Below are 26472 nucleotides of genomic sequence, written 5' to 3'. Positions count from 1 at the left end.
AAGGAATGTGGGCTGAGCCCCGGAAATGTTGCGGCCTGTTGCCAGAATTTAAATGATATGGAGAAGACAATCTGCCTTGGTAGAAGATGACGCCAATTGTGGGCGTACCTGGGGTATGCGTTGCGCATACGTTAAAGGGTATAAACGTGCGATGGGAGAGATGATCATGGCAGGGTCTGTCAACAAGAATGCACATCACGCCAACGAAGACGGCAATGGGACGTGGATTCAAAAACCAACGCAAACCGCTGGCTCTCAGCGATTTCAACGGTTTGTCGTGCGCAGCCATCTGGTGACACCAGGGGAAGATTTGCTTAAGACGCTCGTACCCTATTTTGCGGGGAAAGTGTCGCCGCGCGATATCGTGGTGATTGGAGAAAAGGTGGTAGCGATTGCCGAAGGGCGGGCGGTTTTGCTAAATCAAGTGAAGCCGCGGTGGATGGCCCGATGGTTGTCACGGCATGTGCGCCAGCTTGGATACGGGTTGGGCTTGCGGCGCCCCGAAACCATGGAGATGGCGATTCGTGAGGCGGGACTGCCGCGCATTTTAGCGGCGGCAACTGCCGGGGCCTTTGATCGTCTGACGGGACGTTCGGGAGACTTTTACCGGATTGCGGGGAGGGAAGTGGCGTCGATTGACGGGCCAGGGCCAACAACCATTCCGCCGTATAACGAATATATTGTCTTAGCACCAGAGCATGGACAAGAAATTGCCGACCGATTAGCTAAACTTTTGCATACACAGGTGGCCATTGTTGATGTCAATGATATCGGGGCGGAAGTCTTGGCAGCATCAGCGCGGGTCGACAAAGAATTGGTGCGCAGTCTTCTGCGTGATAATCCGATGGGCCAAGGTGCGCAACGCACTCCTCTGGCCGTGTTAAGGCCACAGGCTGTCGCTGAGCGGCGCACCGCATGGCCAACAGCACAGATTGGCGACGAGGAGGGGGGGATTGTGGGCATGATACCGGGGGAAGGTTTAGGGGGGCTTATTTGGGCGGACGATGAGGTGGCGTCAACCAAAACCAAGAGATAGAACGCGGATTGTTACTGGTTGCAATGCCTGTCCTTTGTCGCTAAAGTCATAGAAGAAGCGTGGAGCGTTTTTGCCGACAAGGGGGAATTCAATGAATATCTTTAAGGCTATGGCGCAGCAAGGGCATGAGCAAGTGATTTTCAACTTCGATAGGCGTACAGGATTGCGGGCGATTATTGCTATCCATGACACGACTTTGGGACCGGCCTTGGGCGGGTGTCGGCTGTTTCCCTATGGGTCTGAAGATGCCGCCATTGAGGATGTGCTCAGGCTGTCCGAAGGCATGACGTATAAGGCCGCCGCAGCAGGTATCGATTTCGGCGGCGGGCAAGCGGTCATCTTGGAAGATCCGGTGAATCGGTCAACTTCAGAAGCTCTGCGAGCATTCGGCCGCTTTGTGGAAACCCTTCAAGGTCGGTATATTACCGGGGAAGATGTTGGCATCAATGAATCAGATTTGGTCCAGGTAGCTAAAGAGACTCATCATGTGATTGGTTTGCCAAAAGCTTATGGAGGGTCCGGTGACACTGGTGATATGACGGCGCAGGGAGTGCTCACCGCTATCCGGGCATCGTTGGAATACCGATTTGGTTCGCCGTCGTTGACGGGACGTAGATTGGCCATCCAAGGCTTAGGCAAAGTAGGTTATCAACTCGCCCGCCGTGCCATGGCGGAGGGGGCGCATGTGATAGCCGCGGATATCAACCCGCATGTCGTCGGCAAAGCCTCAGCGGAACTGAACATAGAACCTGCCGATCCTTGGACAATTTTAGAAACACCTTGCGATGTTTTAGCACCTTGTGCCTTGGGCAATGTCGTGAACCGCGGGTCGATCGACCGATTGGCATGCCACATCATTGCTGGGTCTGCCAATAATCAGTTGGAGGACATGGAAATGGGGCGTGCGTTGCGTGAGCGGAACATTTTATATGCCCCCGATTTTATTGTAAATGCCGGCGGCCTTATTCAAGGAGCTGCTGAGCTTCAGGGCTATAGTCAGGAACGGGCTAAACGGCAGATTGAAGATATTTCCCCGTTATTAAGCGAAGTGTTTCGGCGCTCAGATGAGAGCGGCTTATCGACCGTGGAAGTGGCAATGGCCATTGTTGAAGAACGCATTGATATGCTCCATGCGATTCGGCGCATATTTACACGCCCCTCGTGATCACGACGGAGGGTAGGAAAAACCGGATTGCAACCCCTAAGCTCCCTGTGTAAGATGGAAATTATAAACTGTGCTGTAGATACGGAGGGACATTGAGAACGGGAAAGGAGCCTATCATGGCAACCGAGGCATTTCACCATCATTCAGCAACCTTGCGTTCGGCACCGATTGGAGACCCCTATCAGGGGCATCGTGAGTTTCGTACATTATCTGGATTACCGGTAAAAGAGGTCTATGGTCCAGAAGATGTCAACATAAGCCCTGAACGACCCGGTATTTATCCTTTTACGCGAGGGATTCATCCGACCATGTACCGTGGACGTGTATGGACCATGCGACAATTTGCCGGATTTGGAACAGCACGTGAAACAAATGAACGTTTTCATTATCTTTTGGAACAAGGGCAAACGGGATTGTCCGTGGCTTTCGACATGCCAACGTTGATGGGCTACGATTCGGACGACGGGCACAGCTTAGGAGAAGTAGGTCGGGAAGGTGTGGCTATTGATCATGTCGGCGATATGCAGCGTTTGTTTGAGGGAATCCCACTGGACAAAGTGTCGACGTCGATGACGATCAATGGGCCAGGCCCCATTATTTGGGCAATGTATCTGGTGGCTGCAGAACGCCAAGGCGTGGCTTGGGATCAGTTGCGAGGGACGTTGCAAGCAGACATTTTAAAAGAATACATTGCACAAAAAGAGTGGATTTTTCCTCCCAAACCGTCGATGCGCGTTATCGTGGATATGATGGCTTATGCGACGGCTCATGTTCCTCAGTGGAACTCCATTAGTATCAGTGGATATCACATTCGCGAAGCGGGATCGACGGCTGCGCAGGAACTGGCCTTTACCTTAGCGGATGGATTTGCTTATGTGGAAGCCGGTATAGCCGCTGGCCTTGATGTCGATGCATTTGCGCCACGTCTTTCCTTCTTTTTCAATGCCCATATTGACTTTTTTGAAGAAATTGCAAAATTTCGTGCGGCTCGCCGAATCTGGGCGCGCCATCTTAAAGAAATTTATGGAGCGAAAAATCCCAAGTCCTGGACCATGCGCTTTCATACGCAGACGGCTGGTTGTTCCTTAACCGCCCAACAGCCTGAGAACAATATTGTGCGGACGGCATATGAAGCGATGGCGGCGGTATTGGGAGGAACGCAATCACTGCACACGAATTCTATGGACGAAGTGTTATCGTTGCCAACAGAGAAGGCTGTGAAGATTGCTCTGCGAACGCAGCAGATTCTGGCATATGAGACGGGTGTTCCCAATACCGTGGACCCTTTGGCAGGCTCTTATTACGTTGAAGCCTTGACAGACCAAATGGAGCAGCTGGCGGAAGAGTATTTCCAGCGCATTCACGATCAAGGTGGCGTTCTCGAATGCATTGAGAATGGCTTTTTGCAGAGAGAAATCGCGGATGCCGCCTACCGTTATCAAAAAGAATTAGAAAATCACGAGCAGATTATGGTGGGGGTTAATGCATTTGTGGAGCCTCAAGAAGGAAACGTTATTCCCCTTTTGCGCATCGACCCAGCGGTCGAACGGGAGCAAGTTCAAAGCCTTCAGGCATGGAAACAGCAGCGGGATGCCGCCGCTGTACGGTCAACATTGTCCAGTCTTGAACGGGCGTGTGCCACGGAGTCGGCGCCATTAATGCCTGCCATTATCGATGCCGTTCGGGCTGGGTGTACCGAAGGTGAGATTGTCGAGGTGATGAAGTCAGTTTTTGGCACGTGGCGAGAGCGGCCTGTGTTCTAAGACGATATGGGCCTTGTATTAAGTAAACGACGCCTTTTAAGTCCCAGAACGGAGTGGCGCCATGCGATTTAAGCAGGCGTGGCAGCGGTTGAGATTCTTTGTAGTGGGGCGAATGCTGCCAAAACGTCTGGTTCAGTTCTTAATGTATCTAACGCAAACTAAATTCTTAGTGGCCGTCGTGGTAGTGCTGTGGCGCGATGACAAGATCTTGTTGTTGCGCCATAGCTATCGTCCTCGCTATCCATGGGGTTTGCTGACAGGCTGGGTCAATGCCGGAGAAACGCCCGAGGCGGCCGCGTGTCGGGAAATCTTTGAGGAAACGGGGTTGCATATTGAGCATTTGAAGTATTTCTATTCAGGTGTGCCACATCACCGTCATCTGGAAATCGGCTATTGGGCGGAGGTGTCGGAGCCAACGGTGTCTAAAAGTTCGAAAGACGGGGAGATTATGGAATCACGTTGGTTTGGTTTTACTGAACTGCCCGATCGGTTGTTGCCATCACAGTATCCCTTAATTGAGCAAGCTTACCGCCACTATCAGCATCTAGAAGCCTAATTGCTTGCGATTAATGTCGAAACGTCGCACAATAACGGGTGGTGATGCGACAATGACAAAATGGGTTAAAAGGCTGGGCATCGTGGGGCTATTGGGTGCGCTTGCGGGTTGTGGGACACCACCCGCGCCAACGCTATCAGTTCGGATGCCTCCGGCTTATCCAGGGATAGCAGCGACCTCCTTACAACCCATTAGCCCAGAACTAGAAGGCTATGTCGGGCGATTGGCTTTAACACCGACTGGAACCATTCGAGCGGAAGCTTTTTGGAGCAATGTGCCAGGAGCCCTGACAATGATAAGCTGGCAGCCGAGCAGCGGTGCAGTGCGTCAAACAGCATATGACGCGGCTTCTGCTTCAGCGTTGGGGATCAAGGGTCAGACTGCGGTTGAACATAAGTCAGCAGGGCTTGATGAATTTAGCGATGTGAGTGGCCAACAAACATTGTCTGTCCATGGACTCCTCACGCCAGCAGCCATGGCTGTGTCTGCATCCCGTGTCTACGCTGCGCTTCCTATGGGCCATCAACGCTGGGAAATGGCTGTCACATACGGCCAGCAGGTGTCCTTGTATCCCTTGCCATCAATCACGGGACAAGTCGTAGCCATGCAACCTGCACCCGGTGACGGGGTGTGGTTAGCCGAAGACCATCCCAATGTGGTTATGTTATGGCAAAAGGGTCGCGTGCTAACCCAGACGTCAGCAGATGGGCCCATTGTGGCCTTATCCTCTCCCCAGTTTTCTTCTTCAACCCCACAGGTCTTGGCATTAATTGCAGGGCCTGGTGCTTTCCCTCAAACGGCTAACCAAGTCATGAAAATTGGAGCACATGATACGTCTGTCACCATAATACCCTCTAGCTGGGCTGTTCCTGGGAATTCACAGTTATTTGCGGGAGGGGTCAGTCGTCTTGCCTGGGTGACGCCCCACGAAGCGGTCGTCACGTTGTGGGATGCTGGCGTCAACCAAGTGGCGATTGGTCGCGTGAATCTTGCTCGTGATGTTCTTGATGTCGTGCCTTCTAGCAATTTTTCTCCCGTTCTCCTCTACGGACAACCTCCTATTTTTCCCGTTATATCCACCCCCTCGGGGGTCATTGTGGTCGGACAGGGATATGGTCTAGCTTTTTATCTCCCATCAGCCGACGCATGGACCAAGTTCATAAAGACACCCGCCCCAGCATAAAGTGGAGGTATCACGAGCAGGGGGTGGACCATGGAACAGACCAATGACCGCGCAATTATTACGGGTGGCAGCCGCGGTATCGGTCGGGCTGTGGCTGAACAATTGGTGACCCGTGGGCACGATGTCCTTTTGGTGGCCCGCAATGCAGAGACTTTGGCTCAAAGCACGGTAGCGCTGAATGCGTTAGGGCCGGGTAAGGCGTGGTGGTTTGCCACCGATCTGACAGATCAGCCCACAGCGGCGGGTGAAGTGGTGGCTTACGCCGAGAGGGTTATGGAAGGAGTTCCAACGTTATTACTCAATGGGGCCGGAGGAGCCTCTATTACCGGTGCCCTTGATGCTTCGTGGACACTATGGCAACAGGACTTTTCCCTAAAATTCTGGGGGTATTTGGCGATGATGCGCGCTGTCTTGCCCAAAATGATGGAGAATCGGCGCGGGGTGATTGTTAATCTGGTAGGGGTAGCGGGCAAAGATCCCAATCCAACGCTCGCTGTGGCCAGTGCCGTGAATGGGGCTTTGCGCGCGGTGAGCAAGGTATTAGCGGACGAAGCGAAGAGTGCCCACGTCCGAGTGGTTAATGTCAATCCCGGAGCGACTGATACCGATTTGCTTGTAGAAATGGCGAGAGGAATTGCGGCCAGAACGCATAAAGATCCGGCCCAGGTTCTAGCTGAAATGCGCCAAGGGGCGCCCTTGGGCAGTCTTCCGACGGCATGGGATGTGGCGTCTTTAATTGTCTTTCTCATGTCGGATGCGGCAGGGTTTATCACGGGTACTAGTATCGACATTGATGGCGGTGCCCACAGGGGTCTTGCATAATCTCCGGGATAATCTCCCGACAGAATTCACAGAGTTCTACGGTATTGAGTGAGCCAAGGTGCTCACTCTTGTCGAAGTCTGTGGATATAATGGGGATAACGTTGTGAAAAAACTGTGGAAAGGAAAGTAAGAAAGGCAGGAAAAGCTCTGCGGTATGTGGAAGTTTACTGTGAATAACTTGAAACCTGTGGAATGAAATGGGAGGGTTTGATTGTGGATGATCGGTGTTCGGTTTGTGGATCAGAAGAAATGGTTACTACTGGACCTTTAACAGTCGAAGGACAGAGGGCCACGATCACCGTGGTCCATGGCTGGCAATGTACCTTGTGTGGGAATTTACAAGTGATGGTGCCGCAAGCTGTGCTTGTCCGGCTGTACCCCCCTGGCATTCGGTTGCTGACAGAATCGCGGCGTAGTCGCCTTCAGGCACGCAAACGCTTAAAGCACCATAAAGCGAAAATGCTGCATGCGGATTAGGAGGCGGCTCAACGTGAGCCGCCTCGTCCGGGCATGCGGGGGTGCGGTGAGGTGTCTGGATTTACTGTGGTAACAAAGGCCAGGAACGAAAAGATGATGGCCACCCAGAATACCCCGTGAAATCCGAGCAGAAACCATGTACTGTAATGGGGATTTGTGTGCGATGGAGACGGTCCGATACCTATGAGGACCCAAATGAGAGATAAGGTTTCTGTGGCAAGGCCGACGCCAATGGCGCGGCCTAAATTTCTTTCCGTCGCCATTAGACTCGAGGCGAGTCCCGTATCGCGTTTTTGCACGGAATTTAAGATTGCCGCACTGTTCGGTGATGAGAAGAGGCCAGCAGCTATGCCTTGACCAGCGAGCAGCGCCCAGACCCACCATAACGGGGCATGGCCAGGAATAAGCGCTAAACCTAGGTTGACAACAGCAAAAATGGCCAGACCTAACCGGGCGGGCAATAGCACGCCGTATTTGTCCGCAAGGGTTCCTCCCCAAGGAGAGACAATGATCATGGTAAGGGCTTGAGGAAAAAGAGAGACTCCAATAACTCCGACGGATAGGTGCAGCTCGTCGCGGAGAAAAAACGGCAAGAGAAAAGCGGGAAACATCATTAAAATCCAGTAAAAAATACCGGCGATCATATTCATAGAGAAGGGCTTCACTTTAAACAGGCCCAGTGGTACTAATGGATGGTCGCCATGTGATTCAACCATGATGAATAAACCAAGGGCTATGGCGGCCAACACCATAAATAGCAATCCATACCAATTGTGCAAATTGGCGAGTCCAAATTGCAATAGTGATGTGGTGAACGCAAAGGCTAAAGCGCCTGGCCAATCAAATTTCTGACGTCTCAGGCTCTCGTCGCGTGGAAAGCGGGGAAGATACCGATACGATCCCCATAAGCCCCATAAACCAAAGGGAATGTTAATCCAAAAAATGCTTTGCCACCCGAATGCGGCCGTGAGCACACCACCTAAGGGAGGGCCAGCCAGGGTTCCAGCAGCCACGACAGACCCAATTAATCCGAGTGCTTTGCCTCGTTGATCGGGGGCGAAGATTAATGCGATGATCGCCATGACATTGGCCATAATGATGGCCCCTCCGAGCCCTTGAAATACGCGAGCTGTGACGAGCCATTGAAAGTTTGGCGACAAGGCGCATAAAAGAGATCCAGCAATAAAGGTGGCAGTTCCCACAATAAAGACTTCTCGGCGGCCAAGTCGGTCTGCAATTTGTCCCATAACGGGCAAAACGCCGGTAATAGTCAATAAATATGCAGTGACAACCCATTGCAAAGTACCGATGGGTAGGACAAATTGATGCTGCATGACGGGGAGTGCCACATTGACGACACTGGAATCGACATTAACCATAAAGGTACCGGTGGTGGCGGCGGCAAAGCTAAGCCATAGAGCTCGACCGGTCAATGGTTGTTGGCGTTTAGCATGTGATGAGACAGCCATGGGATCCTCCTTGTGTCACCTGTTCAATGACAGGATGCAACAAATACGGTGAAGTATGCCTTGACCATACTAAAAGTTACTTTACAATGCAACTGTCAGTATATTGAGCTGACTCCTTCGCTTTGTCGCGTTTTGAAAACTTGATACCATGGCGTAGGCACCAGATATGAACGATCGAATGATCTTTAGATCCAGGTCGTTGTCGGCAACGATTTAGGACCGACAAGGTGTAAAATGACAGGAGCGATTGGGGATTTTTGCAAAAAGTGTTTTTGAGGTGACCTGTTTGAAGGGACGTCGGGGGATCGGCTCAAAAATGGTTCATGACTCGTAGGTTTGAGATCTGTACGGGCCTCAACTAAGTAGGAGGGTTGGGATGGACAGCAGTGATCTTCTCTTATTGAAAACATGGGGACAGGCGGTAAGCGACCCACAAGGCCGGGTTTATATGGTGGAGTCGCATTTTGATGCAGAACAAAACCGTGTCTGTCACCAAATTATGAGAACCGAGCCGCTAGATGGCGGAGCCACGTGGGCTTCCCCGGTGCCTTTTACGACGGGGGATTCTGATATAGCCCCTCAAATTTCGCCTGACGGTGCTTGGCTGGGTTTTATTTCGAAACGGTCGGGCAGTCGTCAGGTCTGGGTGATGTCAACCACCGGAGGAGAACCTCGACAGGTTACAAGGTTTAAAGGGGGAGTCAGCGAATTTATCTGGCATCCTTCTTCGCGCCAGATCGCCGTCGTGGCCGCTACGTTTCGGGGACTCATCGAGTCCGAGGTGGAGTTAGCGCGTGATGATGGGGAAAGGTCCGGGCATCGGTATGGGGCTACCCGGGATGTCATGGTCATCACCGACCAGTATTATAAGCACGACGGGATGGGTTATTTCAATCATACGATTCAGCGGGTTGTGCTAGTTGACATGGATAGGCCCTATTTTGTGGTGTTAACGGCTGGAATTTCAAGTGCGTCGTGCCTGGCGTTTTCGAAAGACGGTTCTGACCTGTACTACCTGCAGCGTCCTCGTGACACGGCTGATAGCAATCCTGGGGTGCAGGATATCTTTCGTTGTCATGTCGACACGTTGACAACGGAACGCGTGACGGATTTATCGTTGGCCATCACCCGTCTTGTTGTCGCTGGTCCATCTCAGTTGGTCATTACGGCCGCGAATCCTAATGACTATGGCTATGGGAATGAAGAACTTTATGTGTGGGATCAGGATGAGCAGATCCTACGGCCGTTATCTCGTGAATTAGATCGGCCGGTTGGTGATCATAGTGTCACAGATGTGGCTGGGTTAGCTTGGGATAATCCGGTAGTTATGGCAAACGCCACAACGGTTATCATGAGTGTATCTAGCGAGGGATGCGTTCATTTGTGGGCGTTTAGTTTGGAGGGAGGTCCTCCTAAGGCGCTGACGCAGGGCGATAAGGTGATTTATAGCTTTGCGCGTCATCCACATGGAGTCGTCGTGCTCTCCGCGGATGATCGTTGCCCTTCAATTCTTTCACTGGTCGGTCAGAAATCGGGGATTGAGCCGATGCTGCGGGTGGCCATGCCCTGGCCTGCGTATCAATTGGCAGAACCACAGGCTCTTTCCGTAACGAGTGCGGACGGGACATCTGTCGCAGCATGGATGTTGTTGCCCGAAAATATTCAACAGAAAGTCCCAGCGGTGCTGGAGGTCCATGGCGGACCAATGGCCATGTATGGGCACCGATTCAATTTTGAGCTGCAGTGGCTGCGGGCGCAAGGATATGCGGTGATTTTTGGCAATCCTCGCGGCTCATTGGGGTATGGACAGGCTTATTGTCGTAGTATTGTGGGAGAATGGGGCGATAAAGATTATGCGGACGTAATGGCTATCATTGACGCGGCAATAGCCCATCCCTATGCATCGGTCATCGATGCGGGTCGTCTCGGGATCTTAGGTGGAAGTTACGGTGGGTTTATGGTCAACTGGGTGATTTCCCATACGAACCGGTTTCGGTGCGCGGTGACCATGCGCTCGGTTGTCAATCGATTCAGTGCGATGGGTACCAGTGATTTGGGCTGGTTACGGGTGCCCCAGTATGGAGACAAGCCATGGTGGGAGGATCCAGCGCCTTATTGGCAACAATCACCTTTACGGTATGCCTCGCAGATTGATACCCCCCTATTAATTGAACATCAGCTCAATGATTTTCGTTTGCCGGTAGAACAGGCCGAACAGTTGTATCATGCTCTAAAATATTTGGGAAAAGAGGTCAAGATGGTTCTGTATCCTGACGAATCTCATGGCATGAGCCGCCAAGGAAAACCATGGCACCGGATTTTTCGTCTTGAACAAATTGGTCAATGGGTGAATCAACACCTCATGGCCTAGTGGCCCGCTTTAAAGCGCCCCTATGGCAATGCCGCGGCTTCTATGGAGGCTTGAAACAAGGCGCCATGGTTACGCCTTGAAGGGGCCTTAGAGAGACAATGCGGGGGATGACCTTCGGGTTCTCCCCTTTATTGTGGATGGTTGCGCTGCGGGCATTCTAGACACCGGCACGCCACGGATAGGCAAAGTCCTCGGCCAAGCGTCTAAGAAGCGGCGATCTTCGGGGGTGATAGCTCTCTAGTGTTTAGGAGTGGCGTTGAAACGTCACGAAAGGCCCCAAGGTACCTGCATCCTCGTCACCCAGAGTTATCGCGACGCGGGCTACGCAGCAAGACACGAAATTGTGTCAAGTCCAACTCATTTCCCCGCTAGTGATCCATATGGCGCATATAAAATAGCCGCCTATTACGCATCAGAGCTGGGAATAGGCGGCGGTCATTATGCGGTCTTAGTCTTCCTGAATGGTAACGCGGATCATATGATCGCCTTGGCGAATGTTGTCCAACACGTCAAAGCCTTCTGTAACGCGACCAAAGACGGTATGGACACCATCTAAGTGTGGTTGCGGACTATGGCAAATAAAGAACTGGCTACCGCCGGTGTCTTTGCCACGGTGGGCCATGGACAAGGAGCCGCGCAAGTGTTTGTGGGGGTTGCCTTCAGTTTCGCATTTGATGGTGTAACCAGGGCCGCCCGTTCCGTTCCCGTTAGGATCCCCACCCTGAATGACGAAGTTAGGAATCACGCGGTGAAAAGTTAGCCCGTCATAAAATCCCGATTGTGCGAGTTTTGCAAAGTTGGCGACCGTTCCTGGCGCTTCGTTGGGGTAGAGTTCGAGAATCATTGTCCCCTTATCCGTTTCAATAGTGGTATGCATCGCTTGTCTCCTTGTTTGTGATATCCGCGACCAACCGCCCGGTGACAAGATTGGCGGCCGTGTCCCATTCTTCAGGGGTAAAGGGCTGCCATGCTAGGTCGAAGGTTTGCGAGAACCCCTTGATCAAGGCATCGTGAACATCGTCGACGGACACCTTCTCAAATCCGGGCAGACGGTCTATCGCGGTGACGACAGAATCTCGCAATACTTGAGAGCTACCGGCACGTCGGTAAAATTCTTGGATCAGCGCCGTAGTGCGAACGGGATCTTGTTTGACTAGAATCATCCCAGAGACGAGGGCTGACCCGCCTCGAATCGCTTGGGCAATTCCCGAAATCTTTTGACCGTCTAACGTCACGAGGTCATAAGGACCCTCACAATACGACCCTTCCGCACGTCCAAAACGGCAAGCCACTCCGAATTGAGTAAGGGCGTCGATGACCGGCTGAGCCATAATACGGAAGTTTTGCTCCCACACCGTGAGATCACGGCACGGCATGGACACGGCAAAGCTTAGACACTGACGATCCAATAAGACAACAGAGCCGCCACCGACCCGCATAAATACAGGATATCCTTGTTCGGTTGCCCAACGGATAGCCTCATCGAGATGAGGTAGGCGCCGGTCTTTTGGACCGAGAAGAAGGTATGGGTTATGTTCCCGTATCATAACACCCCAACGCTGGGTACGGGCAGAATATTGTCCCATCACTTCGGCCAGCACGGGCGAGCGTTGAAAGAGAATGGGATCTAGTGTGGGGCGGATATCGATGAATCGCGCAGAGACTTTGTCGTGCATACCGTGTCCTTTCCCGTGTGCCGTATTTGGGGCTATCCTTGTTCATGGTACTTGAAACAAGCGGCGGGAGCAACAGGGCTTGCAAGAGGGATGGGTGGTATTGTGTTGTCCCCTTAGCATAATTTATTGTGAAAGCGGAGAACGGAGGCAAATACGATGACGCGCAATATTGGTCGCCTATTGTGGATGATGGGCACAGGCATTTGGTTAGGTACCATTCTCTTCTTTTCGCTGGTGGTGGCGGAGGCGGTATTCAAAGTGCTACCGATGGAGGATGCGGGAAAGCTCTTGGTGCAGATTTTTCCAGCCTATTACGGGATTGGTTTGTGGGCAGGCGGCGCAGCGTTAGTGGGTGCGTTGATTGTCGCGTGGTTTTCGTCACGGCGGATGGGATGGGTACTATTTGCTCAAGCTTTCATTTCTTGGATCTTGGTGTTGTATGCTAACAGCATGTTGCATGTCATGAATGAAATTCGCTCGACGTCGAGTGAATTTGCCCAACTTCATGGTGAATCGGTGATGATTAATACGGTGATTGGAATTTTACTGATTGTCGGGTTTATTATTGAGGTCTGGTTTGTTGGCGAATCAACTTAGAAAGGGGGAAGGCCTCTGAATCGGTGGTCGCAGTGGGTGCCGTGTGATGCATTAACGGTTGTGGTAGATCCGTTGCCTATGAAACTACCAAGGACCGTGCAAGGCCAGATTGACCAATTTTGGGCGGAACAAAAGAGGCGTCAACCCGGTTTGTTTCGGGGCTCTGTGCTCACTGTCACTCATATGGATCAGGGCAGTGCCCATCATTATCTCTACACAGCACTGACGGACTATGCGCATTTCTTATTCGCTCAGCGCTTAAACGTCGATGATCCGTATTATGTACGGGTTCTGTTTGCGGCGGCATGTGTCAGAACATCTGATCGCTCTCTCATTGTGGGGGTGATGGGCTCAGACACTGCGAGGCCGGGATGGATTCAAGCCATAGGAGGATCGGCGGATGCTCAAGATATTATGGATGGATTGTTCTTACCCATTGTTTCCGCCCGTCGCGAAGCGCGAGAAGAAATAGGCCTTGATGTTCCATACGAAGCGTGTGCGGTGAAAGGCTATACAGTCGACGAAGCAGGGCGCATTGCCATTGCGGTCGATATGGCCGTTATGGCCACGAGTCAGGAAATTCGCCGGCATTTTCGCCAATACGTTCAGCAGCCGAGCGCCGATCCCGAACTAGACGACGTGCTGGCTGTGCCATTAGGTCCTGAAGGAGTGGACTTATTGAACAACCAGCCGCGTCCTGTCGTCCGGTACTTGAAGACATTAGTCTCTGTGCTTTAGGCCGGCGGGTGGCTGCGGACGGCTTCGGCCATGCGCTCCATGCCTTCGCGCAGTCGAGGCGTGTCAATTGTTAGGGAGATACGGAGCCATCCTTGACCATGTGCGCCGTAAGCTTCACCTGGGGTTAACAGCACACCTGCTTCTTGGATAAAATAGGTAGTGGCTTCGGCCGCTGTCATACCGAATGGCGCTGGGAACCAGAGGTAAAATGTTGCAGCGGGAGTGGCTGCCGCAATTCCCATAGCATGGAGGGCACGAATGGCTATATCGCGCCGTTCCTGATAAAGTGCATTCATGTCGGCAAAAAAGGCCCTCGGATCTGATTGCAGCGCGGCTATTGCCGCATCTTGCACGGCTGTAAAGGGCCCGGAGTCTAGATTGCTCTTCAACGTTCCCAATGCGGCGACTGCCGATGAGTTGCCTACCGCGGCTGCAATACGCCAACCGGTCATGTTGAAGGGCTTAGACAAGGAATAAAATTCGATAGCAACGTCCTTCGCGCCCGGAATCTCGAGGACGGATGGTGCCTTGTAGCCATCAAAACCCATTTCTAAGTATGCCCCATCACTGCATAACAAAACGTCGTGCGTGCGGCAGAGATCGACGGCTTCTTGATAGAAATCGTAAGGAGCTACCGCTCCCGTGGGATTGTTGGGATAGTTGAGCCAAAGCATTTTGGCTCGCGCCCAGATATCCTCGGGAATGGCGCGTAAATCCGGAAGAAAGTGATTCTGTGCCGTGAGCGGCAATGGATAAGGTTTAGCTCCCGCTAAAATAGTTTGGGTATGGTAGACCGGGTATGCTGGGTCGGGAACTAAAACAATATCACCGGGTTCTGCCATCGCCCAAATCAGATGCGCTATGCCTTCTTTTGATCCGATAAGACCGACAACCTCATTGTGAGGATCAAGCTGGACCTGAAATCTTTGGTTATACCAGTCAGCAATGGCTTGGCGAAATTCTGGACTTCCCAAGTAATTGGGATAGCGATGCGTTTGCGGGTTGTCCACTGCGTGTTTTAAAGCCTCTACCGCAACAGGAATGGTGGGTTGAACCGGGTCACCAATGCCTAAGCTGATGATATCGCGACCTTTGGCCCGTTCCTGAGCTACAAGGTTGTCAAGTTCTAAAAATAAATACGGAGGAATCTGTTGCATTCGAGACGCCCATTGCATAAAGGGTTACCCTACCTTTCGTTTCATCGTAACAAAGTTATCGTTTGCCAAAGACAATACCCCGGAATCATTTCGGGGCTTTGTACCGGGACGAAGAGTGCCGTCGATTGACGCACCATGGAGTGTTGGAATGATGGTGCGGGTTACGGAATCATGTTGGCTACGACATCGTTTCATTTATGCCACAAGTGCGGCCAATCCGCAAACGCCAACGTATGCAATGACGGTGAATGATTATTTGACAAGATGCGTAAGAGGTGATATAGTCGAAAAAACTTTAACACACGGAAAGGGGAATTGCGATGACCGGATATTCAGAATCTGTCTGGTTGAGCAATTTCTTTGCGATTTCGTGTGTCTCTGCAGTCTCTGAAAAGTCGTGGAAGAAGCCGGGCGTTAAGACCTGGCCGGTTCGCGCGTAATTTTTCGCGCGTCCCGGCGTACCTGTCTAACTACCTATCCTATCCACACTTCTAAGGAGGCTAATTTTATGCTACCCCGTGTATTTACTGCGATGATAACCCCATTTAACACTGACGGTGATGTTGACTATGAAGAAGCAGGCACTATGGCCGCGTGGCTTGTGGCCCATGGAAGTGGTGGCCTGATTTTGTCCGGGACTACGGGCGAGTCGCCCGCCTTAACCGATACAGAGCGTATGAACTTATTACGGGCGGTTCGTGCGGCAGTGGGCAATGACGTGCCCCTATGGATGGGGACAGGAACCAACAACACGCGTCACAGTCGAGAGTTATCTTGGCAAGCAGCTGAAGCTGGAGCCGATGGCGTATTGCTAGTGTGTCCTTACTACAACAAACCGCCGCAGGAAGGACTAATCCGCCACTTTGTCGATATTGCCGATGGTCTTCCCGTTCCTGCTATGCTTTATAATATTCCGGGACGTACGGGCGTCAACCTCTTGCCACAAACGGCCCGCACGATTATTCAGGAATGTCCCAATGTAATCGCGATAAAAGAGGCGGCCGGCTCTCTTCCCCAAATGCAGGAATTGATTAACTTGTTATCTCCCGCCACGCATGTTTATGCAGGAGATGATGCCATGTACTATCCTGCTCTGACATTGGGGGCCTATGGCGTTGTGAGTGTGGCCTCGCACTTGGTGGGTTGCAAAATTCAAGAAATGACACAAGCTGTAGAACAAGGAGATTTGCATGAAGCTCGCCGCATCAATGGACTTCTGATGCCGCTCTTTCAGGAACTTTTTCGTTATACCAATCCAATCAGTGTGAAATGGGCGATGAATTATCTAGGATTCCACGCAGGTGATGTGCGGCTGCCATTGGCTACGCCTGGGGATCCACGGGCTTTTGATGAATTGCGTCTCTTAATCGATCAATTGGTGCCGCAAGCAACTTGGCCTCGTGCCTGTTAGCCGAGCGGCTAAGCAAAGCCGCTCGGTTCCGATTATGCCAGGTGTACACGATATTCTTTAAACCAATGATGGGCTTGAATGAGAAACGCAAACAGTTGGGCATTACCCATTAATTGACCAAACCAAGGAATTTGTTCGGCTTGAGGTCCTTGTCGCATCACCTCGCGGATTTTTGCGACATCAACAATGGCGTGAAGAGGCGAGCTTGGTTCGTGCAAGATTTCTTCGAGTTGGTCGCGCATTGCCGCAAAATAGGTGGGATTGGGTGTAGATGGGTAAGGACTTTTTTGGCGCCAAAGGACATCCTCAGCGAGCAGGCCCCGCATTGCCTGCCTCAAAATGACCTTCCGCTGCTCCCCTTCTGTTTTCATAGCCCATGGGACGTTCCACACATATTCCACCAACCGGTGGTCACAAAACGGTACGCGCACTTCCAGACCGACGGCCATCGTCATCCGGTCTTTACGGTCGAGCAACGTGGGGAGGAACCGTGTGAGTGTAAGATAACCGATTTCACGGATTCTTGCGGCGTAAGGGTCCTCGCCCTCCAGCCGAGGCACTTCTTGCAACGCTTCGCGGTACCGTTGATCGACGTAGGCAAAGGGTTGAATGTATTCTGTGAACTCTGGGGATAAAATGGCGACGCGGTCCTTTAAGCGCCGGGCCCATGGGAAGGTGTCTGCCGCTATGGCATCCGGATGATGAAACCAAGGATATCCTCCGAAGATTTCGTCAGCCGCTTCTCCCGATAGGCCTACCGTGGCCTCTTTTTTAATTTCGCGAGCGAAGACTAAGAGGGATGTATCCACGTCGGCCATGCCCGGCAAATCCCGAGCCCGCATGGCAGCCAGTAAATTTTGCACGAGGTCAGGGGTGTCTAGCACAACGCGGTGATGGCGTGTGTGTAGCGCCTCCGATACGCGCCTTGCCCACGGCGCATCCAAGTTGGTTTGAAATTTAGTGGGCTTGAAATGTTTCTCCATGTCCACAAAATCTATCGAATAGGTATTTAACGGACCCCGCCCTTCTTGCTGAAAAGTACGGGCGGCCAGTGCAGTGACGGCGCTTGAGTCGAGCCCTCCCGACAATAATGTGATGACGGGAACATCAGCAATCAGTTGGCGTTTCACGGTATCTTCTAAAATGTCACGGATGGTCTGTTGTGTGGTATGGAGATCGTCAGGATGTTCATGCGAGACGAGTTGCCAATATGACCGGATATTCAAGCCGCGGGCGTTAAAGATCAGAAATTGTCCTGCGGTAAGTTCTTGCACACCCTTAAACACGCCGTGCCCCGGGGTGTGCGCTGGTCCTAAGGCGAATATTTCTGCGAGCCCATCGCGACCTATCTCATGAGGCATCTCGGGATGGGCTAATATTGCCTTCATTTCCGAGCCAAAGAGAATTCCGTGGGGGGTCCTTGCAAAAAATAGCGGTTTTACCCCTAATCGATCCCGCGCCATGAATAAGGTCTGATCAACGGCGTCCCATATGGCGAACGCAAAAATGCCATTAAAATGTTGCAGGCAATCCGTTCCCCATGCGATGTACGCCGTGAGCAGGACTTCGGTATCTGATTCCGTGCGGAACTCGTAGCCGAGGCTTTGAAGCTCCCGACGCAGCTCGCGATAATTATAAAGTTCGCCATTATAGACAATGGTGAAGACTTTTCGCCCTTCTTTACGGGACATCGGCTGCATGCCACCTTCAGGGTCAATCACGATAAGTCTTCGGTGTCCCATGCCCGCGTGCTCTGTCACCCAGGTGCCGCTTCCATCTGGTCCACGGCAGGCCAAAGGAGATACCATGGCCTCCAATGATGATTGATGCTGGCGAATATCTTTGTTCCAGTCTATCCACCCTGCAATGCCGCACATAGAAAATCCCTCCTCAAGTTCAGTGCCCAATGCGCGACGCCGCGCCATCTGTGGGGCCAATCACGCAACTAAACTATGCGGCACTGGCTAGGGAGTGAGACGGATGTGGGGAGTAAGTAATGGAGGATTAAGCAATCCTCGGATTATCCTCCAATATGTGACATTTCCACTTTGGAGTGGGACGGTGTTGCGGTCGTCCGGTCGACCGAGTATTGATCATGGCGCTTGTTCCAAAGGCCCGTGAGCGCTTCTGCGACAATCTGATCGGTAAGCTTGGGATCGCGAAGGAGTGCACGGATGTCGTAACCGTCGTGACCAAATAGGCAGGTATAGAGGCGTCCTTCCGGGGATAGACGGATACGGCCGCAGGTGTGACAAAAGGGTTGACTGACAGAGGAAATAATGCCAAATTCCCCGCCGCCGTCTAAAAATCGAAAGCGGCGCGCGACTTCCCCTGGATGATGGGGAGCAATGGGTTCGAGGTCCCAATGGGTGGATAATTGGTGAAGGATTTCCTCGGCCGTCACAACATCTGTGAGGCGCCAACCATTGGTATTGCCAACGTCCATATATTCAATAAACCGCAAGATGTGCCCTGTAAATCGAAAATGACGTGCCATGGGAATAATAGCTGAGTCGGTCATGCCGCGTTTTACCACCATATTAATCTTAATAGGGCTGAGACCCGCGGCATGAGCTGCGTCAATCGCATCGAGCACGCGTTTGACAGGCACACCGACGTCATTCGTCCGACCAAAAGTCTCATCATCGAGCGCGTCCAGGCTGACCGTAATACGGTTGAGGCCTGCCTGTTTGAGCTTTATAGCTTTGTCTCGCGTCAAAAAATAGCCATTTGTCGTCATGGCCAGGTCGGTAATGCCAGGGATTTTGGCCAATTGTGCGACAAGGTGTTCAAGATTTTGCCGCAACAACGGCTCGCCGCCAGTGAGACGGATTTTTTTCACGCCGAGTGAGGCAAAAATGCTGACAATTCTTTCAATCTCATCAAACGTCAGCAGCTCGTGTTTAGGCAAGAACCGGAATTTAGCCCCGTAAACCTCTTTGGGCATGCAGTAAACGCATCGGAAATTGCATCGATCTGTGACGGATAGACGCAAGTCACGTAATGGTCGTTGTTTGCTATCGATAATAGCTGTCGGCATCTTGTCTCACCTGCTTTTTGCTTGATCGTTTCGAACACATGAAGCCCCTATGGACATAGAGCTATTATAGCCCATGTGGTACTTGCGGAAGCGTGGGCCAATTATGATTACTCCGGTTTTTCTTAACTTCCATTGCGTGGTGTTCCTCTTGGCACATAATTATGAGCCGGTCACGGCATACTTCTTGCGAGGTGATGTGACGATGACGGCAGTTGGGCTGGCCCGATTACAATTTGGAGGAACCTTACTATTTCACTTTTTGTTTGTCCCTTTGACCATTGGAATGGGAATTCTTATTGCTGTGTTGGAGACGTTTTATGTCCGGACGAAGGCCGAGGAATATAAAGTAGCTGTAAAATTTTGGATGAAAATTTACTTAGTTAATTTCGCTGTAGGCGTTGTGACAGGGATAATTCAAGAATTTCAATTCGGAACCAATTGGTCGCAGTTTTCTCGGTTTGTCGGTGATATTTTTGGCGCGCCTTTAGCTATTGAGGTCCTCATGGCCTTCTTCTTGGAGTCGACCTTCTTAGGCATTTGGATTTATGGATGGGACTATCTTTCTCCGCGACTCCATCTATTGTCGGTTTGGCTAACCTCGATTGCCTCGGTTATTTCAGCGTTTTGGATTTTAACGGCTAATTCGTTTATGCAAGAACCGGTGGGCTACATGGTGCGCCATGGGCGAGCCGAAATGGTCAACTTTTTCGCGCTTTTAGGAAATCCCCAATTGTGGCTAGAGTTTCCGCATACGGTATTCGGAGCAATGGCGTTAAGTTCCTTCTTTATGGCCTCTGTGAGTGCCTATCATCTCATCCGTCACACCAATGACGCCGTCTTTGACCCAAGCTACCGTTTGGCAATGACGAGCGCGCTAATATTTAGCGTACTGGTGTTTGTATTAGGGCATGAACAGGCGCAGCATTTAATTACTGCGCAGCCCATGAAAATGGCCGCGTCGGAAGCCTTATGGCATACGAGTCCCTTGCATGCTCCATGGACCGTTATTGGTTGGATTAACGTTGCAAGACATGCCACCCCGTTTGTTATTCAAATCCCTGACTTACTCAGCATCCTCGCCTACAACCGGTTTACGGGACGAGTGTTAGGGATTACTGAGCTCAATCATCTATATCAAAAGAAGTTTGGTATGGCCAGCTATATCCCGCCAGTCAACCCGACGTTTTGGAGTTTTCGCATCATGATTTTTGTGGGGACAGCCATGATGCTTATTGCCATGGTGGGCACATATATGATGGCTAAAAAAGTCCGTCCGCGGTGGTTTTTGGTATTAACGGAATGGACATTAATTTTGCCCTATATGGCGACCACGTCGGGATGGTTGATGACGGAGGTTGGTAGGCAGCCGTGGATTGTGTTTGGCTTGATGTTTACCGCTAAGGCTAACTCTCCGCTCGTGAGCCTAACAGAACTTTGGACAACCGTGATCGCGTTTGGTTTGGTGTATTTGAGTGTGGGAGCGGCAGCGGTCTATCTCTTTGTCCACATTATTCACGCGGGTCCTCAAACGGAAGAAGGTCAAGAAGCACGGCCCAAACCGCAGGAATCACTGTTTGTCACGGGACAAGAGCGGCATGCTCGTGGTCAAGACCCCATTGGTGGCGAATGGCATTAAATAGGGCGGCGCGGGGAATAGAACAACCCAAAGGGAGGGAATTGCCGTGTTGAACATCACATGGTTTGTCCTAGTGGCGATAATCTTTGTCGGGTATTTTTTTCTTGAAGGATTTGACTATGGCGTGGGAATGTTGTTGCCCTTTATGGGGCGCAGTGATCGCGAGCGACGGATTGTCTTAACGACTATTGGACCGTTTTGGGATGGCAATGAAGTATGGCTTATTGCCGCAGGTGGAGCCATATTTGCAGCCTTTCCCCAGTGGTATGCGTCAATGCTCAGCGGGTTTTATTTGGCCATTTTTCTCTTGTTAGGAGGGCTAATTCTTCGGGGCGTTGCGATTGAATTTCGCAGCCGCGTTGAAGGACTGAGGTGGCGCCGTTGGTGGGATGCCATGTTCTTCATTGGAAGTTTACTACCCCCCTTGATTTGGGGAGTAGCTTTGGCCAATTTGGTCAAAGGAATTCCGATAAATGCGCAAGGAAACTATGTGGGCACCTTTTTAGGGTTGCTTAATCCCTTCGCCATTGTGGGGGGGTTGACGGTTGTCGCAGTCTTTGTGTTTCATGGAGCCTCCTTCTTGATGCTGCGAACGTCCGGTGAGCTGTATCACCGAGCCAAGCGTGCGGCGTTCACCATGGCTCCGGTCGTCGTGGGGATTTTCTTTGTTTTCATTGTGATGATGTACTATGAGACGGATGTCGTACGCCGCCTTGGGCTCGATCCTGGGCCTATTCCTCTCCTCGCGTGGTTGAGCGTGATTGGAACGTGGGCTTTTGTCCGGAGGGGTCACGACAAATGGGCCTTCATTTCATCGGGTTTGGCGATAATGCTTGGGACCGTTTCTATGTTCTTAGCGATGTTTCCCGACGTCATGATCAGCAGTTTGAACAGTCATTGGAATTTAACGATTTATAATGCGGCGTCAAATCCTTACAGTTTGCAAGTGATGAGTATCATGGCCGCCGTTATGCTTCCCATTATTGTGGCATATCAAGCATGGAGCTATTGGATTTTTCGCAGGCGTTTAACGGATGATACCAAACTTGAGTATTAACAATGAAGTGGGACCAGGGCTTTTTAGGGAGTCCTGGTGACAATTTCCATTGCATTTCTATCGCCTGAAAGAGCCCCGTCTGGTGCCGAATGTGATACGCTGTAACATAGCAAAGAAACCTGGATCCGTTCGTGACCTTCGGGACTTCTTCGGCGTTATGTAAGTAAAGGGCTCGGGAGTGAGCAGTATGCGTGCAAAATTTTTCGCGATCATCATGATGGCGATTGTAGCTTCTTTTGCTTGGGTGCGGTATCATGCTCCGCTCCATTTCGCTCCTAAACCTAATATTTCAGTGTCTGTATCGGCCAAAAAACTTGGTCACCTTCCGACTATTGCGTTCCCCGAACTGGAAAATATGATAAAGCAAGGCATGGTCTATGGTGTGAACCTGCGTACCGGCTCGTCGATTGCTTTATTTCTTGCCCGAACGCCCAATAATCCAGCAAATCTTGAGATTATGCACTGGCCTCCGCAACGCTTTGCGGCCATTGCTGTCATTGCGCATCCTACGCAAAAATTTGGTACGCATTGGCGGCAAACGGAACACCAGATACACTGGTTGCACATTGCGCCTGATCTTGCCCAATGACAGTGCAAGGTAGTCTTTCCTATCGGCTATAATCAGGGAAGAATGTCATAAGGTACGTAATGGCGGAGGAATGGGGGAGCAAGAGATGTCAGTAGCGGTCATCATGGGCAGCCAGTCTGATTGGACTGTCATGCAAGAAGCAGTGCAATTTTTGCAGACTATGGATATTCCTGTCGATGTGCATGTGTTGTCGGCGCACCGTACACCAGAACGCATGGCAGAATTTGCTCAAAATGCGGAAGCCCAAGGATATCAAGTCATTATTGCAGGGGCCGGGGGCGCCGCACATTTACCGGGTATGACGGCCGCATATACCACACTTCCAGTGATTGGTGTGCCGGTGCCGTCCAAGCATCTTGCGGGTATGGATTCTCTCTTGTCGATTGTCCAAATGCCTGGGGGCATTCCGGTCGCGACGGTCGCCGTCGGTCAAGCAAAAAATGCTGGCATCCTGGCTGCCCAAATCATCGCCCTCTCACAACCAAGGGTGCGAGAGCGGCTGCATCAATATCGAGCAACCCTCAAAGCAGAAGTTCTTCATAGTGAAGAGACCGTCAAAATAGCGGCACATAAAGGTTTTGGAGGGCAAAACGAATGACGACGGTTCGACCGGGAGAGTACATAGGCATTATTGGTGGAGGCCAGCTGGGGCGCATGATGGCGGACGAGGCACATGATCTGGGATTCAAAGTCGTGGTGCTCGATCCGGATGAAAATGCGCCGCTGTGTCAGGTGGCAGATGCCCGCATTATTGCGGATTATGGTGACCAAGCGGCGGTTGCTAAGTTAGCACAAATGGCAAAGGTTGTTACCTATGAATTTGAAAACGTGGATGCTGCGGTGTTGGCAGCGTGTGAGGCTGAGCGTCGATTATTTCCCAATACACGCTTATTGAGCATATCGCAAGATCGCATTCAAGAAAAGGCTACGTTTCGGGCTTTAGGTCTACGTACAGCCGATTACTTGGCTGTAACAGGTGTTCAAGGAGAACCATGGACGCAAGTAGCGCGGTTCCCGGTCATTGTCAAAACGGCTCGAGGCGGTTACGACGGCCATGGACAAAGGATATGCGGATCCGCCCAAGAGCTGCAGGGCGTGCTTGAGGAGTGGCGCGACATTCCCGTGGTGGTTGAGCAAGTGGTACCGTTTGATAAAGAGGTATCCGTGGTATTAAGCCGAGACCAAGGGGGACAAATTGTCGATTTTGGATTGATTGAAAACCATCATCGGAATGGCATTCTCGATTTTTCCATATCGCCGGCTCCAGTGGCTCCCATCGTGCGAGAACGGGCGACGTCCTATGCATATCGCCTTGCCATCGAACTCGACCTAGTGGGAACTATGGCGGTTGAATTTTTTGTCATTGGTGATGACGTCCTAGTTAATGAAATGGCTCCGCGTCCGCATAACTCGGGACATCTTACCATTGAAGCCTTTGAGTACTCGCAATTTGCACAGCATATCCGAGCTGTAGCCGGTTTACCATTGGGACAAACGCGTCAGTTGAGTGCGGCGGCCATGGCGAATTTACTAGGAGATATATGGACGGCCTCCGATCAACCGAATTTTTCTGCGGCCCTCGCCATCCCCTCGACCCACTTGCACCTTTATGGTAAAGTCACCCCTCGGCCGGCGCGGAAAATGGGGCATCTAACGGTCTTAGCAGATAGTCCCAATACGGCCTTGCGGCGTGCGGATCAAGCGCGGCGAGCCCTTACGGGGCCTTAGGACAAAGGCCCGGAAAACTTTCGAAACTCATGAGTCGGCCGAATCCATTCATACGAAATAATAACCCTCGCGTCCCAACGCGGGGGTTATTATCCTTTTTCAAGGATTTCACGTTCGCCTTTCCGCTCATCACGTGTGTACATATGAGCATTGGGCTACCACCTGCTTAACTCGATAGGTTTACATGAAATGAGTGGTTTTTATGGCAACAATTGCCGACGGATGTCATAACGTACGGTGTAACGAAAAAAGCACAACGAGGAGGGCTGGACATGGCGTTATTTGACGAGACCTTTGCTCCATATGTCCCGTTTGGCAGTCGGGTCTTATCAGTGGGAGCTTTAGGGACTGATGTGGCTGTTTTGCAGGCCGTGTACAACGTGATGATACAAGCGATGAATCCCCCACAAGGTGCTCTAGGCGAGCCGATTGCGATAACAGGACGATTCGACGACATGACCGCTGTAGCGGTTGCCAACATTCAAGAATACTTTGGTTTGCGCGTGGACAATGTGGTGGGACCCCAGACATATTGGGCTTATGGACAAGGTGTCGGTCCGTATACTCCCTATGGGGGACCCGCTTATGGCAGTCGCGAACTAAAGGATGGAATGTATGGCGGTGATGTGATGATTCTGCACAACCGCCTTAATTGTTTTCGCTATGCGTCCTTGATTGGAGGGGCTAGTGACACGTTTACGCCCCGCACGGTTGAGGCGGTGGCGGCTTTTAAGATAGATGCCGAGAATAATGGGGATACGGGATTTCCGCCAAACGGCATTGCCGGGTTTGGATTTTATGATGCTTCGTGGCTCTATGCGGTGGCCGGGGGCCGTTCGCTTAGTCTCGGACGCAAGGGATTTGATGTGGTTTTTGTGCAAGTGCTACTGCAGAACTTGGGTTTTTATGGCGGCCGAATTACTGGATATTTTAACGACGAGATGGTGGTGGCGACCAAACACTTTCAAGAAGCTGTTCATATTGCAGCCGATGGTATCATTGGCCCTGTAACGTATTTTCACATCGGCAAAAACAATGCGGTTGCGGCGCCGAGTCCGTTATCGATAGCGTGGCCGCCTGCCGTTAAGCCGCAAGTGAGTGTTTGCAGTGCGCCGTTGATGACCGTAACCTCCGATTTGCATCCCTATGGCAGTGCATCGTTGGTGATTAATGAGTTAGAGGGTTTCGAAAGTTTGGATGTGGTAGCAAATTTTGTACCGGCCCCGCAAACTTTTGGTAAGAGATTTCAACGATATTTTTTTACGTTAACAAACCCGGTTACAGGAAATCTTGTGGTCACGACTCCCATGTTTCTTACTTCCGCAAAGGAGCCCCCTCAGGATTGGGCGGGGAGTTACTCGCCAGGAGTCTCTACCATTCCTTTGGGGGTCGTAACGGTTCGGGCCGGCACAGTTGATGGAGTTTTGGGGCCAGCCGTCTTGAGCGCAAACCTTCATGATTGCCATTAATCACGGAAAAAAGAGGGCGTTACGCCCTCTTTTTTTATTATCCTTAACAGCTCATCTGGATTGGAATACAAAGCTTTCAGCGCGCGGGCATTATAACTTGACCTAAAGCTTATCTCTGTATTGCGAGAAATGAACAGTCTCTGCAATATTTGAGGGATCCATTCGCATATAAACGTGTTACAATTTGCTAGTACTGTTGAGTAGTTATTAAACAGGCAATAAAGGCTAGGTATTACCAGTCATCTTAGTGAAGCAAAGATTTTTGTTAACTGTTGCTGACTCGAACAATTAAAGTTTTATAACCTCAGCAACGGTTGTTAAGTTGCGAAATACATGGGTCTCGCCGAAGTATTGAGATCCTGTGAAGGAGGTAAAGGTGTGGAATACGAGTCTCCCAAAGATGAGAAAACCCCGAATACTGAGAACAGTGAAGAAAATCAATGGAGCCGGCGGCAATTTCTCGTGGGCACGGCGGCGATTGGCGTGGCCGGCGCGGTGACGTTGTTTGGGCGCCAGAGTCTCGTGAATGCGG

General features: G+C 51.4%; 24 protein-coding genes. 18 read left to right on the top strand and 6 right to left on the bottom strand.

The annotated features are described in order from the left end of the window. The first annotated feature begins 166 nt into the window (after positions 1-166). The 7 genes from CO251_RS03285 to CO251_RS03255 all read left to right on the top strand — a co-directional run bounded on the left by CO251_RS03285 (position 167) and on the right by CO251_RS03255 (position 7002). Positions 167-1036: a coenzyme F420-0:L-glutamate ligase gene (locus tag CO251_RS03285; RefSeq protein ID WP_103374384.1), complete on the top strand. Its 870-nt coding sequence runs from the start codon at positions 167-169 to the stop codon at positions 1034-1036. 91 nt (positions 1037-1127) lie between these two features. Next, entirely contained in the window at positions 1128-2201 is a 1074-nt protein-coding gene (locus CO251_RS03280) for a Glu/Leu/Phe/Val dehydrogenase (RefSeq protein WP_103374383.1), read from the top strand. A gap of 116 nt (positions 2202-2317) precedes the next feature. Beyond that, the gene (locus CO251_RS03275; RefSeq protein WP_103374382.1) at positions 2318-3964 is read left to right on the top strand and encodes a methylmalonyl-CoA mutase; all 1647 of its coding nucleotides are present in this window, start codon (positions 2318-2320) and stop codon (positions 3962-3964) included. A 61-nt stretch (positions 3965-4025) separates the two neighbouring features. Further along, complete coding sequence (locus tag CO251_RS03270; protein WP_103374381.1) at positions 4026-4520, top strand: NUDIX hydrolase; 495 nt, start codon at positions 4026-4028, stop codon at positions 4518-4520. Between the two features lie 52 nt (positions 4521-4572). Next, entirely contained in the window at positions 4573-5703 is a 1131-nt protein-coding gene (locus CO251_RS03265; protein WP_103374380.1) for a hypothetical protein, read from the top strand. Positions 5704-5733: 30 nt separating this feature from the next. Continuing rightward, on the top strand, positions 5734-6525 hold the full coding sequence (locus CO251_RS03260; protein WP_103374379.1) for an SDR family NAD(P)-dependent oxidoreductase: 792 nt from the start codon (positions 5734-5736) through the stop codon (positions 6523-6525). A gap of 213 nt (positions 6526-6738) precedes the next feature. Further along, on the top strand, positions 6739-7002 hold the full coding sequence (locus CO251_RS03255) for a hypothetical protein (protein ID WP_103374378.1): 264 nt from the start codon (positions 6739-6741) through the stop codon (positions 7000-7002). An 8-nt stretch (positions 7003-7010) separates the two neighbouring features. Here the strand turns inward: CO251_RS03255 and CO251_RS03250 are convergent, their stop codons facing one another. After that, a complete protein-coding gene (locus CO251_RS03250) occupies positions 7011-8471 on the bottom strand; it encodes an MFS transporter (protein ID WP_103374377.1) in 1461 nt (486 codons plus the stop codon). Positions 8472-8847: 376 nt separating this feature from the next. On the opposite strand from CO251_RS03250, the gene CO251_RS03245 reads away from it, so the two are divergent. After that, a complete protein-coding gene (locus CO251_RS03245) occupies positions 8848-10842 on the top strand; it encodes a S9 family peptidase (protein WP_103374376.1) in 1995 nt (664 codons plus the stop codon). A gap of 448 nt (positions 10843-11290) precedes the next feature. On the opposite strand, the gene CO251_RS03240 is transcribed toward CO251_RS03245, so the two are convergent. Beyond that, the gene (locus CO251_RS03240) at positions 11291-11719 is read right to left on the bottom strand and encodes a peptidylprolyl isomerase (RefSeq protein WP_103374375.1); all 429 of its coding nucleotides are present in this window, start codon (positions 11717-11719) and stop codon (positions 11291-11293) included. Then, positions 11703-12518, bottom strand: coding sequence for a lipoate--protein ligase family protein (locus tag CO251_RS03235; RefSeq protein WP_103374374.1), 816 nt, complete (start codon positions 12516-12518; stop codon positions 11703-11705). Before CO251_RS03235 ends, CO251_RS03240 begins: the two co-directional genes overlap by 17 nt. A gap of 156 nt (positions 12519-12674) precedes the next feature. On the opposite strand from CO251_RS03235, the gene CO251_RS03230 reads away from it, so the two are divergent. Together CO251_RS03230 and CO251_RS03225 are read left to right on the top strand one after the other, a co-directional pair. After that, entirely contained in the window at positions 12675-13115 is a 441-nt protein-coding gene (locus CO251_RS03230) for a DUF4149 domain-containing protein (RefSeq protein ID WP_103374373.1), read from the top strand. A 36-nt stretch (positions 13116-13151) separates the two neighbouring features. Beyond that, positions 13152-13853: an NUDIX hydrolase gene (locus tag CO251_RS03225; RefSeq protein WP_103374372.1), complete on the top strand. Its 702-nt coding sequence runs from the start codon at positions 13152-13154 to the stop codon at positions 13851-13853. On the opposite strand, the gene CO251_RS03220 is transcribed toward CO251_RS03225, so the two are convergent. Then, positions 13850-15028: an LL-diaminopimelate aminotransferase gene (locus CO251_RS03220; protein WP_103374371.1), complete on the bottom strand. Its 1179-nt coding sequence runs from the start codon at positions 15026-15028 to the stop codon at positions 13850-13852. The genes CO251_RS03225 and CO251_RS03220 overlap by 4 nt on opposite strands. A gap of 490 nt (positions 15029-15518) precedes the next feature. On the opposite strand from CO251_RS03220, the gene dapA reads away from it, so the two are divergent. Further along, positions 15519-16421: a 4-hydroxy-tetrahydrodipicolinate synthase gene (gene dapA, locus CO251_RS03215; RefSeq protein ID WP_103374370.1), complete on the top strand. Its 903-nt coding sequence runs from the start codon at positions 15519-15521 to the stop codon at positions 16419-16421. Between the two features lie 32 nt (positions 16422-16453). Here the strand turns inward: dapA and asnB are convergent, their stop codons facing one another. Together asnB and moaA are read right to left on the bottom strand one after the other, a co-directional pair. Next, entirely contained in the window at positions 16454-18298 is a 1845-nt protein-coding gene (asnB, locus tag CO251_RS03210; protein WP_103374369.1) for an asparagine synthase (glutamine-hydrolyzing), read from the bottom strand. Between the two features lie 143 nt (positions 18299-18441). Then, a complete protein-coding gene (gene moaA / locus CO251_RS03205) occupies positions 18442-19461 on the bottom strand; it encodes a GTP 3',8-cyclase MoaA (RefSeq protein ID WP_173677061.1) in 1020 nt (339 codons plus the stop codon). Positions 19462-19663: 202 nt separating this feature from the next. On the opposite strand from moaA, the gene CO251_RS03200 reads away from it, so the two are divergent. The 7 genes from CO251_RS03200 to CO251_RS03170 all read left to right on the top strand — a co-directional run. Beyond that, positions 19664-21097: a cytochrome ubiquinol oxidase subunit I gene (locus CO251_RS03200; protein ID WP_103374498.1), complete on the top strand. Its 1434-nt coding sequence runs from the start codon at positions 19664-19666 to the stop codon at positions 21095-21097. A gap of 46 nt (positions 21098-21143) precedes the next feature. Further along, on the top strand, positions 21144-22154 hold the full coding sequence (cydB, locus tag CO251_RS03195; RefSeq protein ID WP_103374368.1) for a cytochrome d ubiquinol oxidase subunit II: 1011 nt from the start codon (positions 21144-21146) through the stop codon (positions 22152-22154). Positions 22155-22341: 187 nt separating this feature from the next. Then, positions 22342-22743, top strand: a complete 402-nt coding sequence (locus tag CO251_RS03190) for a hypothetical protein (protein WP_103374367.1) — start codon at positions 22342-22344, stop codon at positions 22741-22743. An 85-nt stretch (positions 22744-22828) separates the two neighbouring features. Then, complete coding sequence (purE, locus tag CO251_RS03185; protein ID WP_103374366.1) at positions 22829-23341, top strand: 5-(carboxyamino)imidazole ribonucleotide mutase; 513 nt, start codon at positions 22829-22831, stop codon at positions 23339-23341. Further along, a complete protein-coding gene (purK, locus tag CO251_RS03180; protein ID WP_103374365.1) occupies positions 23338-24471 on the top strand; it encodes a 5-(carboxyamino)imidazole ribonucleotide synthase in 1134 nt (377 codons plus the stop codon). Before purE ends, purK begins: the two co-directional genes overlap by 4 nt. A gap of 272 nt (positions 24472-24743) precedes the next feature. Further along, on the top strand, positions 24744-25940 hold the full coding sequence (locus tag CO251_RS03175; protein WP_103374364.1) for a peptidoglycan-binding protein: 1197 nt from the start codon (positions 24744-24746) through the stop codon (positions 25938-25940). Between the two features lie 333 nt (positions 25941-26273). Further along, the coding region (locus CO251_RS03170) for a twin-arginine translocation signal domain-containing protein (RefSeq protein ID WP_146038971.1) at positions 26274-26472 on the top strand (199 nt) is incomplete at its 3' end.

Origin of the sequence: Sulfobacillus sp. hq2, from assembly GCF_002903155.1 — a bacterium.
In the GTDB taxonomy this organism is placed as follows: domain Bacteria; phylum Bacillota; class Sulfobacillia; order Sulfobacillales; family Sulfobacillaceae; genus Sulfobacillus; species Sulfobacillus thermotolerans.
This window is presented reverse-complemented; position numbering and strand designations above follow the sequence as displayed.